This is a genomic window from Streptomyces sp. Ncost-T10-10d (genome assembly GCF_900091955.1).
GTDB lineage: Bacteria > Actinomycetota > Actinomycetes > Streptomycetales > Streptomycetaceae > Streptomyces.
Genome location: NZ_FMDF01000030.1, coordinates 64,838 through 80,155, shown reverse-complemented (window position 1 = coordinate 80,155; position 15,318 = coordinate 64,838). Strand labels below are relative to the sequence as shown.

12 protein-coding genes are annotated in these 15,318 nt (G+C 68.9%); 8 read left to right on the top strand and 4 right to left on the bottom strand.

Translation table 11 applies throughout. The annotated features are described in order from the left end of the window. Positions 1–122: 122 nt before the first annotated feature. The 3 genes from GA0115254_RS02675 to GA0115254_RS02665 all read left to right on the top strand — a co-directional run bounded on the left by GA0115254_RS02675 (position 123) and on the right by GA0115254_RS02665 (position 5,395). Positions 123–1,382 (top strand): sensor histidine kinase, encoded by a 1,260-nt coding sequence (locus GA0115254_RS02675; RefSeq protein ID WP_093893634.1) that lies wholly within the window; start codon positions 123–125, stop codon positions 1,380–1,382. Further along, positions 1,379–2,074 carry a response regulator gene (locus GA0115254_RS02670; RefSeq protein WP_093893633.1) on the top strand — a complete coding sequence of 232 codons (696 nt, stop codon included), beginning with the start codon at positions 1,379–1,381 and terminating at the stop codon, positions 2,072–2,074. Before GA0115254_RS02675 ends, GA0115254_RS02670 begins: the two co-directional genes overlap by 4 nt. Positions 2,075–2,239: 165 nt before the next feature. After that, positions 2,240–5,395 carry an efflux RND transporter permease subunit gene (locus GA0115254_RS02665; RefSeq protein ID WP_093893632.1) on the top strand — a complete coding sequence of 1,052 codons (3,156 nt, stop codon included), beginning with the start codon at positions 2,240–2,242 and terminating at the stop codon, positions 5,393–5,395. 190 nt (positions 5,396–5,585) lie between these two features. Here GA0115254_RS02665 and nadA read toward each other — a convergent pair whose 3' ends face one another. Beyond that, entirely contained in the window at positions 5,586–6,794 is a 1,209-nt protein-coding gene (gene nadA / locus GA0115254_RS02660) for a quinolinate synthase NadA (protein ID WP_093893631.1), read from the bottom strand. 222 nt (positions 6,795–7,016) lie between these two features. On the opposite strand from nadA, the gene GA0115254_RS02650 reads away from it, so the two are divergent. Beyond that, complete coding sequence (locus tag GA0115254_RS02650; protein ID WP_030933606.1) at positions 7,017–7,373, top strand: HesB/IscA family protein; 357 nt, start codon at positions 7,017–7,019, stop codon at positions 7,371–7,373. An 85-nt stretch (positions 7,374–7,458) separates the two neighbouring features. Here GA0115254_RS02650 and GA0115254_RS02645 read toward each other — a convergent pair whose 3' ends face one another. Beyond that, a complete protein-coding gene (locus tag GA0115254_RS02645; protein ID WP_093893629.1) occupies positions 7,459–8,937 on the bottom strand; it encodes a hypothetical protein in 1,479 nt (492 codons plus the stop codon). Positions 8,938–9,076: 139 nt separating this feature from the next. Then, complete coding sequence (locus tag GA0115254_RS02640) at positions 9,077–9,274, bottom strand: hypothetical protein (RefSeq protein WP_093893628.1); 198 nt, start codon at positions 9,272–9,274, stop codon at positions 9,077–9,079. A gap of 160 nt (positions 9,275–9,434) precedes the next feature. Between GA0115254_RS02640 and GA0115254_RS02635 the strand changes: the two genes are divergently transcribed. Further along, the gene (locus GA0115254_RS02635; RefSeq protein ID WP_093893627.1) at positions 9,435–10,409 is read left to right on the top strand and encodes a carbohydrate kinase family protein; all 975 of its coding nucleotides are present in this window, start codon (positions 9,435–9,437) and stop codon (positions 10,407–10,409) included. 14 nt (positions 10,410–10,423) lie between these two features. Here GA0115254_RS02635 and GA0115254_RS02630 read toward each other — a convergent pair whose 3' ends face one another. Then, entirely contained in the window at positions 10,424–11,806 is a 1,383-nt protein-coding gene (locus GA0115254_RS02630; protein WP_093893626.1) for a cysteine desulfurase/sulfurtransferase TusA family protein, read from the bottom strand. Between the two features lie 271 nt (positions 11,807–12,077). Between GA0115254_RS02630 and coxB the strand changes: the two genes are divergently transcribed. The 3 genes from coxB to GA0115254_RS02615 are packed head-to-tail and all read left to right on the top strand — an operon-like array spanning position 12,078 to position 15,168. Beyond that, positions 12,078–13,040, top strand: a complete 963-nt coding sequence (gene coxB, locus GA0115254_RS02625; RefSeq protein WP_093893625.1) for an aa3-type cytochrome oxidase subunit II — start codon at positions 12,078–12,080, stop codon at positions 13,038–13,040. Next, entirely contained in the window at positions 13,037–14,773 is a 1,737-nt protein-coding gene (gene ctaD, locus GA0115254_RS02620; protein ID WP_093893624.1) for an aa3-type cytochrome oxidase subunit I, read from the top strand. The genes coxB and ctaD overlap by 4 nt, the downstream gene beginning before the upstream one ends. Continuing rightward, positions 14,770–15,168 carry a cytochrome c oxidase subunit 4 gene (locus GA0115254_RS02615; RefSeq protein ID WP_093893623.1) on the top strand — a complete coding sequence of 133 codons (399 nt, stop codon included), beginning with the start codon at positions 14,770–14,772 and terminating at the stop codon, positions 15,166–15,168. Before ctaD ends, GA0115254_RS02615 begins: the two co-directional genes overlap by 4 nt. Positions 15,169–15,318 lie beyond the last annotated feature (150 nt).

The following is a 15,318-nucleotide window of genomic DNA, read 5'->3' as shown; positions in this document are numbered from 1 at the left end:
CCGCCGGACACGGGGCACTGCTGTGTCCGCGGCACGCCGCTGTGGTGGTTCGGCGCGCTCCGTGCCGGGTCTGTGTACGACCCGGACCGATTCGCACGCGACACGCCGTAACGTAGCTTGACGTGACCACCCTCGGAACCGGGGTTCTGTGCATCCGGCACTGGCTGCGCGACCACCCCCTCGCGCTGGACACCGCGCTCGCCCTGGCCGTACTGGTGGCCATGATCATCGGGTCGTTCGTCCACCCGGGCGCACCGAACGGTCCCACCTTCGGCACTCGCAGGCCCGAGGCGAGCGGTGTGGTCCTGATGGTGCTCGGTGCCGTGGCACTCATCTGGCGGCGGCGCCGTCCCATGGCGGTGCTCGCGGCCACCGCCGGGCTGACGGTCGTCGAGCTGGTGAGGTCCGACCCGCCCGCCCCCGTGGTGATGAGCACCGTCATCGCGCTGTACACCGTCGCCGCCCGCACCGACCGGCCCACCACCTGGCGGGTCGGTCTGCTGACCATGGCCGCGCTGACGGCCGCCGCGATGCTCTTCGGTGCGGCGCCCTGGTACAGCCAGGAGAACTTCGGCGTCTTCGCCTGGACCGGCATGGCCGGCGCCGTGGGGGACGCCGTACGCTCCAGGCGCGCCTTCGTCGACGCGATCAGGGAGCGCGCCGAACGGGCCGAGCGCACCCGTGACGAGGAGGCCCGGCGCCGGGTCGCCGAGGAGCGGCTGCGGATCGCCCGCGATCTGCACGACGTCGTCGCCCACCACATCGCCCTGGTCAATGTCCAGGCCGGGGTGGCCGCCCACGTCATGGACAAGCGCCCCGACCAGGCCAAGGAGGCGCTGGCCCACGTCCGGGAGGCCAGCCGCTCCGCGCTCAACGAACTGCGGGCCACCGTCGGGCTGCTGCGTCAGTCCGGCGACCCGGAGGCGCCGACCGAACCGGCCCCGGGGCTCGCGGTCCTGGACGAACTGGTGGACACCGTCCGGCGGGCCGGGCTCCCGGTCGAGGTGGCCTGCACCGACCGGCGGCCCCCGCTGCCCGCGGCCGTCGACCTGGCCGCGTACCGGGTGATCCAGGAGGCGCTGACCAATGTGCGCAAACACGCGGGCCCCGGGGCGAAGGCCGAGGTGAGCGTCGTACGGGTCGGCGCCACGGCCGAGGTCACCGTGATCGACAACGGCTCGGGCGGAGGCGACCGCAACGGGGACGGCGGCGGTCACGGCCTCCTCGGCATGCGCGAACGCGTCACCGCACTCGGCGGCTCTCTCACCGCGGGGCCCCGCTACGGCGGCGGATTCCGGGTTCATGCGATCCTGCCCGTCAAGGCCCGCACGGCAGAGCCCAAGGAGCCGGGCGCGGCGGGCCGGACGGGGGAGAACACATGACACCGCCCATCAAGGTGCTGCTCGTCGACGACCAGGCGCTGCTGCGCAGCGCGTTCCGGGTGCTGGTCGACTCGGAGGCCGACATGGAGGTGGTCGGCGAGGCGGCGGACGGCGCACAGGCCGTGGAACTGGCCCGCTCGACGCGTGCCGACGTGGTGCTGATGGACATCCGGATGCCCGGTACGGACGGACTCGCCGCGACCCGGATGATCAGCGCCGATCCGGAACTGGCGGACGTACGGGTCGTCATGCTCACCACCTTCGAGGTGGACGAGTACGTGGTGCAGTCGCTGCGGGCCGGGGCGTCCGGCTTCCTCGGCAAAGGGGCGGAACCGGAGGAACTGCTCAATGCCATCCGTATCGCCGCGGGCGGCGAGGCGCTGCTCTCGCCGGCCGCGACCAAGGGCCTGATCGCCACCTTCCTTGCGCAGGGCGGCAGTTCGGGTGGTGACGGACCGAGCGCCGCGGAGTACTCCGAGCGGCTCGCCGCGCTCACCGGCCGCGAACGCGAGGTGCTGGTCCTGGTCGCGGGCGGGCACTCCAACGACGAGATCGCCGAGCGGCTCGTCGTCAGCCCGCTCACCGTCAAGACCCATGTGAACAGGGCGATGGCGAAGCTGGGTGCCCGGGACCGGGCCCAATTGGTGGTAATCGCGTATGAATCGGGCCTGGTGCGCCCCAGGGTGGAGTGACGGGTGGAGAAACGACGTACTCCACCTGCGGTATGCGCGGCATAAGGAAGCGACCTGGGGCCGACGCTTTCGGTCGTGCGGATGGGTGATCGTATAGCTGGGCCGGGTCTGTCCCCCAGCCACCCGCCCATCTGCCGCGTAAGCCACAGAAGAGAGACCCAACCCATGTCCTGGCTGTCCAGATTCAGCCTCGCGCAACGGGCCCTGATCGGGCTGATCTCGATCGTCGCCCTCGTATTCGGAGCGATCGCGATCCCGCAGCTCAAGCAGCAGCTGCTGCCCACCATCGAACTCCCGATGGTGTCGGTGCTCGCCCCCTATCAGGGTGCGTCCCCCGATGTGGTCGAGAAGCAGGTGGTCGAACCCCTCGAGAATTCCATCAAGGCCGTCGACGGCGTCACCGGCACCACCTCGACCGCCAGCGAGGGCAACGCCGTCATCATGGCGACCTTCGACTTCGGCAGCGAGGGCACCAAGCAGCTCGTCGCCGACATCCAGCAGGCGGTGAACCGCGCCCGCGTCCAGCTTCCCGACGACGTGGACCCGCAGGTCGTCGCCGGCTCGACGGACGACATCCCGACCGTCGTCCTCGCCGTCACCTCCGACAAGGACCAGCAGGCGCTCGCCGACCAGCTGGACCGCACCGTCGTCCCCGCGCTGGAGGACATCAGCGGCGTCGGCCAGGTCTCCGTCGACGGTGTGCGGGACCTCCAGGTCTCGATCACCCCCGACGACAAGAAGCTCAGCTCCGCCGGCCTGAACACCGCGACGCTCTCCCAGGCACTCCAGGCGGGCGGTGCGACCGTTCCCGCCGGTGCCTTCTCGGAGTCGGGCAAGAGCCGTACCGTCCAGGTCGGCGGTGCCTTCACCTCCCTGAAGCAGATCGAGGACCTGCGCGTCACCGGCCAGGACCCGGCGACGGGCAAGCCCGGAAAGCCGGTCCGCGTCGGTGACATCGCCACGGTGAAGCAGGAGCCGTCCACCGCGGTCTCCATCACCCGTACCAACGGCAAGCCGAGCCTCGCCGTGGTGGCCACGATGGACAAGGACGGCAGCGCCGTCGCCATCTCGGACGCCGTCAAGGACAAGCTCCCGGACCTGCGCAAGGACCTCGGCGCCGGCGCCGAGCTGACCGTCGTCTCCGACCAGGGCCCCGCCGTCTCCAAGGCGATCTCCGGTCTGACCACCGAGGGCGCGCTCGGTCTGCTGTTCGCCGTCATCGTGATCCTGGTCTTCCTCGCGTCGCTGCGCTCGACCCTGGTCACCGCGGTCTCCATCCCGCTCTCCGTGGTCCTCGCGCTGATCGTGCTCTGGACCCGCGACCTGTCGCTCAACATGCTCACGCTCGGCGCGCTGACCATCGCGATCGGCCGTGTCGTCGACGACTCGATCGTGGTCCTGGAGAACATCAAGCGTCACCTCGGCTACGGCGAGGAGCGGCAGTCCGCAATCATCACCGCGGTGAAGGAAGTGGCCGGCGCGGTCACCTCCTCGACCCTCACCACGGTCGCCGTCTTCCTGCCGATCGGTCTTGTCGGCGGCATGGTCGGCGAGCTCTTCGGCTCGTTCTCGCTGACCGTCACTGCGGCCCTGCTGGCCTCCCTGCTGGTCTCGCTGACCGTCGTCCCCGTCCTGTCCTACTGGTTCCTGCGCGCCCCCAAGGGCAGCACGGAGAACCCGGACGAGGCCCGTCGCAAGGCCGAGGAGAAGGAAGCCCGCAGCCGGCTCCAGCGGCTGTACGTCCCGGTGCTGCGCTTCGCGACCCGGCGCCGTATCACCAGCATCGTCATCGCCATCGTGGTGCTGTTCGGCACCTTCGGCATGGCGCCGCTGCTGAAGACCAACTTCTTCGACCAGGGCGAGCAGGAAGTCCTCTCCGTCAAGCAGGAGCTGACCCCCGGCACCAGCCTGGCGGCCGCCGACGCGGCGGCCAAGAAGGTCGAGAAGGTCCTCGCCGCCGACAAGGGCGTCAAGGACTACCAGGTCACCGTCGGCTCCTCCGGCTTCATGGCGGCCTTCGGCGGCGGTACGGGATCCAACCAGGCCTCGTACCAGATCACCCTGAAGGACGCGGGCGACTCCGAGGCCGTGCAGAAGCGCCTCGACACGGAGCTCGGCAAGCTCGACGGCATCGGTGACACCACCATCTCCGCGGGCGGCAGCTTCGGCAGCCAGGACCTCAGCGTCGTGGTCAAGGCCGCCGACGCGGACGTCCTGAAGAAGGCGTCCGAAGAGGTACGGGCCGAGGTGGCCAAGCTGAAGGACGTCACCGACGTCCAGAGCGACCTGGCGCAGAGCGTGCCGCGGATCTCGGTCAAGGCCAACGCCAAGGCCGCCGACGCCGGTTTCAACCAGGCCACGCTCGGCGCGGCCGTCGCCGGAGCGGTGCGCGGCACCCCGTCCGGCAAGGCGATCATGGACGACACCGAGCGTGATGTCGTCATCAAGTCCACCCACCCGGCCACCACGATGGCCGAGCTGAAGAACCTCTCCCTCGGCCCGGTCGAACTCGGTCGGATCGCCGACGTCGAGCTGGTCCCCGGACCGGTCTCGATGACGAGGATCGACGGCCAGCGCGCCGCGACCATCACCGCCAGGCCCACCGGTGACAACACAGGCGCGGTCGGCGCCTCGCTCCAGACGAAGATCAACGCGCTGAAGCTCCCGGACGGCGCCACCGCCACCATCGGTGGTGTCTCCGAGGACCAGAACGACGCGTTCCTGAACCTCGGCCTGGCCATGCTGGCCGCGATCGCGATCGTCTTCATGCTGCTGGTGGCGACCTTCCGGTCCCTGATCCAGCCGCTGATCCTGCTGGTCTCCATCCCGTTCGCGGCAACCGGCGCGATCGGCCTGCTGGTGGTCACCGGCACCCCGATGGGCGTACCGGCGATGATCGGCATGCTGATGCTGATCGGCATCGTGGTCACCAACGCGATCGTGCTGATCGACCTGATCAACCAGTACCGGACGCAGGGCATGGGCGTCGTCGAAGCAGTCATCGAGGGCGGCCGCCACCGGCTCCGTCCGATCCTGATGACCGCCCTGGCGACGATCTTCGCCCTGCTCCCGATGGCGCTCGGCGTCACCGGCGAGGGCGGCTTCATCTCGCAGCCGCTCGCCGTCGTGGTGATCGGCGGCCTGGTCACCTCGACGCTGCTGACGCTGGTCCTGGTGCCGACGCTCTACGCGATGGTGGAGCTCCGCAAGGAGCGCCGGGCGAAGAAGAAGGCGATCAAGCGGGCGAAGAAGGCGGGTCTGTCCGCCCCGGCCCAGCCGGAGGAGACCATCTCCGAGGAGCCGGAGCCCGCGAAGGCGTAACACGCAGGGCACGCAAAGGCCCCGGCACCGTCGAAACGGTGCCGGGGCCCTCGTGCGAATTCCAGCCCGTCCGGTGTTTGAGGACCGGAGCTCCGCCACGTGGTGGAGCGGCGCATCGGGTACCGCGGGAGGGGACGGACAGGGGGCAACGCCCGCCGCGGACGCGCCACCCGCTACGGCGGCGCCACCCCTACGGCAGCGCCAGCATCCGCTCCAGCGCCAGCTTCGCGTACTTCTCCGTCTCCGGGTCGACCTCGATCCGGTTGACCAGGTTGCCCTCGGCCAGCGACTCCAGGGCCCACACCAGGTGCGGCAGGTCGATCCGGTTCATCGTCGAGCAGAAGCACACCGTCTTGTCGAGGAAGACGATCTCCTTGTCCTCGGCCGCGAACCGGTTCGCCAGGCGCCGCACCAGGTTCAGCTCGGTGCCGATCGCCCACTTCGAGCCGGCCGGAGCCGCCTCCAGGGCCTTGATGATGTACTCCGTCGATCCGACGTAGTCCGCCGCCGCCACGACCTCGTGCTTGCACTCGGGGTGCACCAGCACGTTGACGCCAGGGATCCGCTCGCGGACATCGTTGACGGACTCGACGGAGAAGCGCCCGTGCACCGAGCAGTGCCCGCGCCACAGGATCATCTTGGCGTTGCGCAGCTCCTCGGCGGTCAGGCCGCCGTTCGGCTTGTGCGGGTTGTAGACGACGCAGTCCGCCGGCGACATCCCCATGTCCCGGACCGCGGTGTTCCGCCCCAGGTGCTGGTCGGGCAGGAAGAGCACCTTGACTGCCGAGCGCTCACCCTGCTCGAAGGCCCACTCCAGCGCCCGCTTCGCATTGGACGAGGTGCAGATCGTGCCGCCGTGCCTGCCGGTGAAGGCCTTGATGTCGGCGGAGGAGTTCATGTACGAGACGGGTACGACCTGCTCGGCGACCCCGGCCTCGGTCAGTACGTCCCAGCACTCGGCGACCTGCTCGGCGGTGGCCATGTCGGCCATGGAGCAGCCCGCGGCCAGGTCCGGCAGCACGACCTTCTGGTCGCCGGTGGTCAGGATGTCCGCCGACTCGGCCATGAAGTGCACACCGCAGAAGACGATGTACTCGGCCTCCGGGCGCGCAGCCGCGTCCCGGGCGAGCTTGAACGAGTCGCCGGTGACGTCCGCGAACTGGATGACCTCGTCGCGCTGGTAGTGGTGGCCGAGGACGAACACCTTGTCCCCGAGCTTCTCCTTGGCCGCGCGGGCACGCTCCACCAGGTCCGGGTCGGACGGGGAGGGCAGGTCGCCGGGGCACTCGACGCCGCGCTCGCTCTTCGGGTCGGCCTCACGGCCGAGCAGGAGCAGGGCGAGGGGCGTCGGCTGGACGTCGAGATCCTGGACGGGGTGGGCCGTGGTCACGTCACGCACCCTTTCTTCTTTGCAGAAAGCCTTTTCGTCTAATTGACGTTATCTATCATATCCGGTTCACGTCACTTTGACGACGGCCATAGTGTCGATGTGACGCATCCCCCCGGAGGGCCGGTGTGCGAGCATGAATGGAACAGGCAAGCGCTCGGCCCGGAATGAATCCGCGGTCCCGACGGTTGCAACGTCGGCAAGCAGTCTCCGTACAACCCGGGAGAGAAGCAGATGTCCGTATCGGACGAGACCACCACCGTGAGCGACGGCATCCTCCTGTCCGACGCCGCCGCAGCCAAGGTCAAGGGCCTGCTGGAGCAGGAAGGCCGTGACGACCTGGCGCTGCGCGTCGCCGTTCAGCCCGGCGGCTGCTCGGGCCTGCGCTACCAGCTCTTCTTCGACGAGCGTTCGCTCGACGGCGATGTCGTGAAGGACTTCGACGGCGTCAAGGTCGTCACCGACCGGATGAGTGCTCCGTACCTGGGTGGCGCTTCCATCGACTTCGTCGACACCATCGAGAAGCAGGGCTTCACGATCGACAACCCGAACGCCACGGGCTCCTGCGCCTGCGGCGACTCCTTCAGCTAGGCCCTGAAGGCAGCGGCAGAACAGCAAAACGACGGCGGCCCCGGAATCCGGGGCCGCCGCCGTTGTCGTACGCGGGGGCTCGACGTCAGGCGCGGGGCACATCGCCGCCCGACGCCGCGTCGACCACCGTCCGGTCAGCGAGCGGGGCGTCCAGCGTCACCGTCCGGGTCAGCTCCTTGGCGATCATGATGCAGACCTTCCCCTCGGCCGGCTGCGACTCCGTCACCGTCACCCGCACCGTCTTCCCGTCCTCGGTGGCGCTCGCCGCGTACTTGCTGCACACCCCGCCCCAGAACGTCACCGACAGGGTTCGCCCGTCGGCGCTGTACGAGAGGATCTGCCGCCGTGACTTCTCCGTGTCCCCCGGTGGCGGGGTCGTTGCCGACGGTGCGTCCTTCGCCAGATACGCGGGGTCCACGGCGATCTGCGACACGGTGTCACCCGTGCCGCCCACGGCCGGCCGCACCGAGAAGAGCCAGGACGGTACGAGCGTCTGCTTGCCCGCCACGTACTGCTTGGACAGTCCGAACACCGCCTTGTCGACCGTCACGGTCGTCGTCGGCCGCTCCGCCCCGGTCCGCGCCCCACAGTGGACCTTCGGCGACTTCAGGCCATTTTCCAGCGGTACGGGAGTGGCGCATCCGCCGACGTCCGCGCGCCCGTCCGTCCGGGACGCCGCCCCGTTGAGCTGCTTCAGCGCCTCGCCCGCACTGATCACCGGATAGCTGTTGCCCTTCTTCAGGCCCTTCAACTGCCCACTGCCGCCGACCACTTCACCGCCCGAGCCCACCTGGATCCCGGTCGACCAGCCGTAGGTGGGAAGTCCGTCCACCACCGGGTCGGCGTTCACCACCCTTACCGAACCCATGAGTTGGCGGGCGTCGAGGGCGGCGTCGTCCTGTCCCACCGCCTTCAGGGCCGGTGCCGCGGCAGCCCTGGCGGCACTCTCGCTCACCGGGGAGCCGCTGCCGCCCGGGGCCTGCTCCTTGCTCGAACAGACCGTGATGCTCTCGCAGTTGTCCGTACCGCCGGAGCCGTACCGCGCGAAGCTCCAGGTGCCAGGGGCCTGCTTGTCCACCCGGAGGACCGGGCCCGAACCGTCCCCGTCGGACCCCACCTTCCAGGACGTGCCTTCCGCCTGCGGCGTGCCCTGCACCCCCAGGGCCTTCGCCAGCCGGGCCACCTCCGTCGCGGAGACGGTCCCCTCCGCGCGCTGCACCGCGGCCGTATGCGGCCCCTCGGGCAGCTTGCCGGACGCGCGGTAGACCACCTGACCGCCGTGCGGATCGGGCTCGCCGGGCGCGATGCCGGGCGGGGTGCCCGGCGAGGACCCGTCGGGGGCCGTCGGGTCGCCCGCGCGTTCGTCCAGGGCAAGCAGAGGAGGGGTGCGCTCCCCGCTGCCTGCCGCGCTGGCGCTGCTCCCGCCGTCCCCGTCCGCAGCGGTCGCGGCCCAGTACGCACCGCCGCCCCCGGCCAGCAGTACGGCTGCCGCCACCGAGGCCACGGCGAGCGGTGAACGCCGCCGGGGGCCGGTCACATCGTTGTCGGGTCGCTCGGTGCTCACCGGATCGCTCCTTCGCCTGCATCGCCGTCACAGGCCGTCACCCGGCCTGTCGTCCGTCCCGCGGGTGGGGACAGCGGTGGGACGGGGCGCAGGGGCGCACGGTTCCCTCGGGGGGTGTCGGACGCGATCGGTGCCGGTCTCAGTCGCCGTATTCGGACATGGCGTCGATCAGCCGGGCGGAGGCCGCGGGCACGGTGACCCCGTGAATCAGGGACGGCGCCACTCGAACGGGTGCAGACTTCGCGGGGACCACCCAGTGCGGAGCCATCCGCGCGCAGTCACCGCGCAGCTCGGCCAGGCTGATCTCGGACTCGCGTGTGGCGCTGTGGTTCGACATATCCGCACCGTAGGCACCGCACGCCTCAGGAAGAAAGCCCTACTATCGGGTAGTTTTCCCCCCTTCAGGGGGAGTGCGGGGAACGGGTAGCGTGAACTGTCACGCCGCCCCGGGAACGCAGTCACCCGTTCCCCCCGATCTCCGCAGGAGCAGTCTCCCCGTGCGAATCGCAGTCACCGGCTCCATCGCCACCGATCACCTCATGACCTTCCCCGGCCGTTTTGCCGACCAGCTGGTCGCGGATCAGCTGCACACGGTCTCGCTCTCCTTCCTGGTCGACAACCTCGACGTGCGCCGGGGCGGTGTCGCCGCCAATATCTGCTTCGGCATGGGTCTGCTCGGCACGAACCCGATCCTGGTCGGTGCCGCGGGCTCCGACTTCGACGAGTACCGTGCCTGGCTCGACCGCCACGGCGTCGACACCGGTTCCGTCCGGATCTCCGAGGTCCTGCACACCGCCCGGTTCGTCTGCACGACGGACGCCGACCACAACCAGATCGGCTCCTTCTACACGGGCGCGATGAGCGAGGCCCGGCTCATCGAGCTGAAGGCCGTCGCCGACCGCGTCGGCGGCCTCGACCTCGTCTCGATCGGCGCCGACGACCCCGAAGGGATGCTCCGCCACACCGAGGAGTGCCGCTCCCGCGGAATCCCGTTCGCCGCGGACTTCTCGCAGCAGATCGCCCGGATGGACGGCGACGAGATCCGGATCCTCCTCGACGGCGCCACGTACCTCTTCTCCAACGAGTACGAGAAGGGGCTCATCGAGTCCAAGACCGGCTGGAGCGACGAGGAGATCCTGGCCAGGGTCGGCCACCGGGTCACCACGCTGGGCGCCCGCGGTGTCCGGATCGAGCGGGCCGGCCAGGAGGCGATCGAGGTCGGCTGCCCGGAGGAGGAGATCAAGGCCGACCCGACCGGTGTCGGCGACGCCTTCCGGGCCGGTTTCCTCTCCGGTCTCGCCTGGGGCGTCGGCCTGGAGCGCGCCGCCCAGGTCGGCTGCATGCTCGCCACCCTCGTGATCGAGACGGTCGGCACCCAGGAGTACACCCTGCGCCGCACCCACTTCATGGACCGCTTCACCAAGGCGTACGGCCACGACGCCGCCGCCGAGGTCCGCGCGCACCTGGGCTGAGCCGAAGAAGAACCTCAGATCAGCCGGCGGACCACATAGGCCGAGCCACGGTCCGCCGGCTCCTCACCCACGTACTCCTGCTCGCGCATCGCGCACCAGGCCGGGATGTCCAGGCGCGCCGCCTCGTCGTCGGAGAGCACGGTCACCGTCCCGCCCAGCGGTACCTCCCCGATCACCTTTGCCAGCTCGATCACAGGGATCGGGCAGCGCTTCCCGAGGGCGTCGACCACCAGGGACGCGGTCACGGCAGGAGAGGGCGGCGCGGAAACGGGAGCACCCAGCCTCTCCCGTACCTCCGCCACCACCCGCGGCAGCACGTCCAGGAAGCGCTCGACCTCCTCGTCCGCGGTGCCGGTCGGCAGCGACACCCGTACGTTCCCCTCCGACAGCACCCCCATCGCCCTGAGCACATGGCTCGGCGCCAGCGTGCTGCTGGTGCAGGACGAACCGGATGATACGGAGAATTCGGCCCGGTCCAGTTCATGGAGCAGTGTCTCTCCATCGACATAGAGACAGGAGAAGGTCACCAGATGCGGCAGCCTCCGCACCGGATCGCCGACCACCTCCACATCGGGCACCAGCTGCGGCACACGGGCCCTGATGCGGTCCACCAGGGCCCGCAGCCGCACGGACTCCGCCGCCGCCTCCGCCCGCACCGCCCGCAGTGATGCCGCCGCGGCCACGATCGCGGGAAGGTTCTCGAACCCCGCGGCCCGCCCCGACTCCCGCTCGTCGGCCGGTCCTTGAACCGCGAACCGCACCCCCTTGCGTACCGCCAGCAGCCCCACACCCGAGGGCCCGCCCCACTTGTGCGCGCTGGCCGCCAGCAGCGACCAGCCGTCGGGCACCGGCCCCCAGCCCAGCGACTGCGCGGCGTCCACCAGCAGTGGGACCCCCGCCGCCCGGCACACCTCAGCGACCTCGGCCACCGGCTGCTCGGTGCCGACCTCGTGATTGGCGGACTGCAGACAGGCCAGCGCGGTGTCCTCGCGCAGCACCTCCGCGTACGCCTCAGCGCTCACCGCCCCCGACCGGTCCACCGCGACCTTCGAGACCGATCCGCCCTGCGCCTCGTGGGCGGCGGCCGAATGGAGGACCGACGAGTGCTCCACTGCGGAGAAGACCAGATGCCGGCCGACACGCCGACGCCCCGCGAGAGCCCCGGAGATTCCGGAGTGCACCGCCCGCGTACCCGAAGGAGTGAATGTGAGCTCGTCCGGACGGCACCCGACGGCCTCCGCGGCGGCCTCCCGGGCCGCGTCCAGCAACAGCCGGGCCCGCCGCCCCTCGCGGTAGAGCCTGGCCGGGTCGGCCCACCCCTCGTCCAGCGCGGCGAGCAGCGCCTGGCGAGCGACGGGGTGCAGAGGGGCGGAGGATGCGGCGTCGAAGTAGGGCACGCGGCCACGCTAGCCCGCGCCGGTCCCGCACCCGGGGACGGGCCCGCCCGCCCAGCCAGGAGAGAGGGCGTCAGATGGTGGCTGGAGGCCCGTATTCCACCCCTTCGGGGAGTCGGGCGGCGCGTTGGGCACCCTCCCCGCGCGACCCCAAATAGCGTCCAGTAGGGTTTGGTCCGCATAAACATCCAAACCCCTGCCCGCGTCAGGGCGGCGACCGACCAGAGAGACGGCCGCGCCGACCGCGCGGGCGAGACTCTCGGGAAGGCGCTACGTGAGTCCCAACGGCTCCGACCGCTCGTCGCGGCGCCCGATGCGGCGGAAGCTGCCGCAGGTGCTGACTGCGGGCCTGATCCTGGCGACCGCAACCGGTTGCACATACAAGGACTTCCCCCGCCTTGGTATGCCCACGCCGGTAACAGAAGAGGCACCACGGATCCTTTCCCTCTGGCAGGGCTCGTGGGCGGCAGCGCTCGCCACGGGCGTGCTGGTCTGGGGTCTGATCCTGTGGAGCGTCATCTTCCACCGGCGCAGCCGCACCAAGGTCGAGGTTCCTACGCAGACCAGGTACAACATGCCCATCGAGGCGTTGTACACCGTGGTCCCTCTGATCATCGTCTCGGTGTTGTTCTACTTCACCGCGCGCGATGAATCGAAGCTCCTCTCGCTCTCCCCGAAGCCCGCCCACACCATCAACGTGGTCGGCTACCAGTGGAGCTGGGGATTCAACTACATCGAGAATGTGGACGGCTCGCTCGCCACAGGCAACAAGATCCCCAAGGAACTCGACGCCATCCCGGACAGGTTCCGGAAGGACTTCCCCAAGGGAGCGGAAGGCGTCTACGACTTCGGCATCCCGGGAACGCGGAACCCGCAGAACGGCAACCCGGGTCCGACCCTGTGGCTGCCGAAGGGCGAGAAGGTCCGCTTCGTTCTGACTTCACGTGACGTCATCCACTCCTTCTGGGTGGTGCCGTTCCTCATGAAGCAGGACGTCATTCCGGGCCACACCAACGCCTTCGAGGTGACTCCCAACCAGGAGGGCACCTTCATGGGCAAGTGCGCCGAGCTCTGTGGCGTCGACCACTCCCGGATGCTCTTCAACGTCAAGGTCGTCTCCCCGGAGCGCTACCAGGCGCACCTCAAGGAGCTGGCGAAGAAGGGCCAGACGGGCTACGTGCCGGCCGGTATCGCGCAGACTGACCCGGCCAGGAATGCGGAGACGAACAAACTGTGAGCATCCTCAACGAACCTCAGGGTGCCGCGGCAGCAGACGACTCGTACGAGGACGAGCTGCCGGTCCGGCGGAAGCAGCCGGGAAACGTCGTCATCAAGTGGCTGACCACCACTGACCACAAGACGATCGGCACGATGTACCTGGTCACATCGTTCGCGTTCTTCTGCATCGGCGGTCTGATGGCGCTCTTCATGCGCGCCGAACTGGCCCGTCCCGGCACGCAGATCATGTCGAACGAGCAGTTCAACCAGGCGTTCACGATGCACGGCACGATCATGCTGCTGATGTTCGCGACGCCGCTGTTCGCCGGATTCGCGAACTGGATCATGCCGCTGCAGATCGGCGCGCCCGATGTGGCGTTCCCGCGGCTGAACATGTTCGCGTACTGGCTGTACCTCTTCGGCTCGATCATCGCGGTGGCCGGCTTCCTCACCCCGCAGGGTGCGGCGGACTTCGGCTGGTTCGCCTACTCCCCGCTCTCGGACGCCGTCCGTTCGCCGGGTGTCGGTGCCGACATGTGGATCATGGGTCTGGCCTTCTCCGGCTTCGGCACGATCCTCGGTTCGGTCAACTTCATCACCACGATCATCTGCATGCGTGCCCCCGGCATGACGATGTTCCGCATGCCGATCTTCGTCTGGAACGTCCTGCTGACCGGTGTGCTGGTCCTGCTGGCCTTCCCGGTCCTCGCCGCCGCGCTCTTCGCGCTGGAGGCGGACCGCAAGTTCGGTGCGCATGTATTCGACGCGGCCAATGGCGGCGCATTGCTCTGGCAACACCTCTTCTGGTTCTTCGGCCATCCAGAGGTGTACATCATTGCCTTGCCATTCTTCGGAATCATTTCCGAAGTGATCCCGGTGTTCAGCCGAAAGCCGATGTTCGGCTACATCGGTCTGATCAGCGCGACGATCGCCATCGCAGGCCTCTCCGTGACCGTGTGGGCGCACCACATGTACGTCACCGGCGGTGTGCTGTTGCCGTTCTTCTCGTTCATGACATTCCTCATCGCGGTACCGACCGGTGTGAAGTTCTTCAACTGGATCGGCACGATGTGGAAGGGATCGCTGTCCTTCGAGACACCGATGCTCTGGGCCGTCGGCTTCCTGATCACCTTCACCTTCGGTGGTCTGACCGGTGTGATCCTGGCGTCGCCCCCGATGGACTTCCACGTCTCGGACTCGTACTTCGTCGTCGCGCACTTCCACTACGTCATCTTCGGCACCGTGGTCTTCGCGATGTTCTCCGGATTCCACTTCTGGTGGCCGAAGTTCACCGGCAAGATGCTGGACGAGCGGCTCGGCAAGATCACGTTCTGGACGCTGTTCGTGGGCTTCCACGGCACGTTCCTGGTGCAGCACTGGCTGGGTGCCGAGGGCATGCCGCGTCGTTACGCGGACTACCTCGCCGCAGACGGCTTCACCGCGCTGAACACGATCTCGACGATCTCCTCGTTCTTGCTCGGCCTGTCGATGCTGCCGTTCTTCTACAACGTGTGGAAGACCGCGAAGTACGGCAAGAAGATCGAGGTCGACGACCCGTGGGGCTACGGCCGTTCGCTGGAGTGGGCGACCTCCTGCCCGCCGCCGCGGCACAACTTCCTCACGCTGCCGCGGATCCGTTCCGAATCCCCGGCGTTCGACCTGCATCACCCGGAGATCGCGGCGCTCGAGCAGCTGGAGCACCACTCCGCGGATGACAAGGCCCTCGCTGGTGGCAAGGAGGCCGGTAAGTGAAGATCCAGGGCAAGATGTTCCTCTGGCTGAGCGTCTTCATCCTCGCCATGGCCATCACGTATGGCGTGTGGTCGAAGGAGCCGGCCGGTACCACCGCGCTCGTCCTGGCCTTCGGCCTGAGCGTCATGATCGGCTTCTACCTGGCCTTCACGGCGCAGCGGGTCGACGCCATGGCTCAGGACAACAAGGAAGCCGATGTCGCGGACGAGGCCGGCGAGGTGGGGTTCTTCTCCCCGCACAGCTGGCAGCCGCTCTCGCTGGCCGTCGGTGGCGCCCTCGCCTTCCTGGGCATCGTCTTCGGCTGGTGGCTGCTCTACTTCTCGCTCCCGGTGATCCTGATCGGCCTGTTCGGCTGGGTCTTCGAGTACTACCGCGGTGAGAACCGCACCCAGTGACAGCGAGTCACCGCTCCACCTGACGGGGGGCCTGTACTTCTCCACCAAGGGAAGTACAGGCCCCCCGTTCGACATGTACTTTTCGCCGAAAGAAGTGCAAATCCCCCGTTTGCAGTCACATTGCGCGCTTATAGGGATGAATCTTCATAG

Bases quoted from the DNA above. Each gene is read 5' to 3' on its own strand.
- GA0115254_RS02650 (WP_030933606.1), top strand. From the start codon at position 7,017: ATGTCCGTATCGGACGAGACCACCACCGTGAGCGACGGCATCCTCCTG.
- GA0115254_RS02670 (WP_093893633.1), top strand. From the start codon at position 1,379: ATGACACCGCCCATCAAGGTGCTGCTCGTCGACGACCAGGCGCTGCTG.
- GA0115254_RS02640 (WP_093893628.1), bottom strand. From the start codon at position 9,274: ATGTCGAACCACAGCGCCACACGCGAGTCCGAGATCAGCCTGGCCGAG.
- GA0115254_RS02665 (WP_093893632.1), top strand. From the start codon at position 2,240: ATGTCCTGGCTGTCCAGATTCAGCCTCGCGCAACGGGCCCTGATCGGG.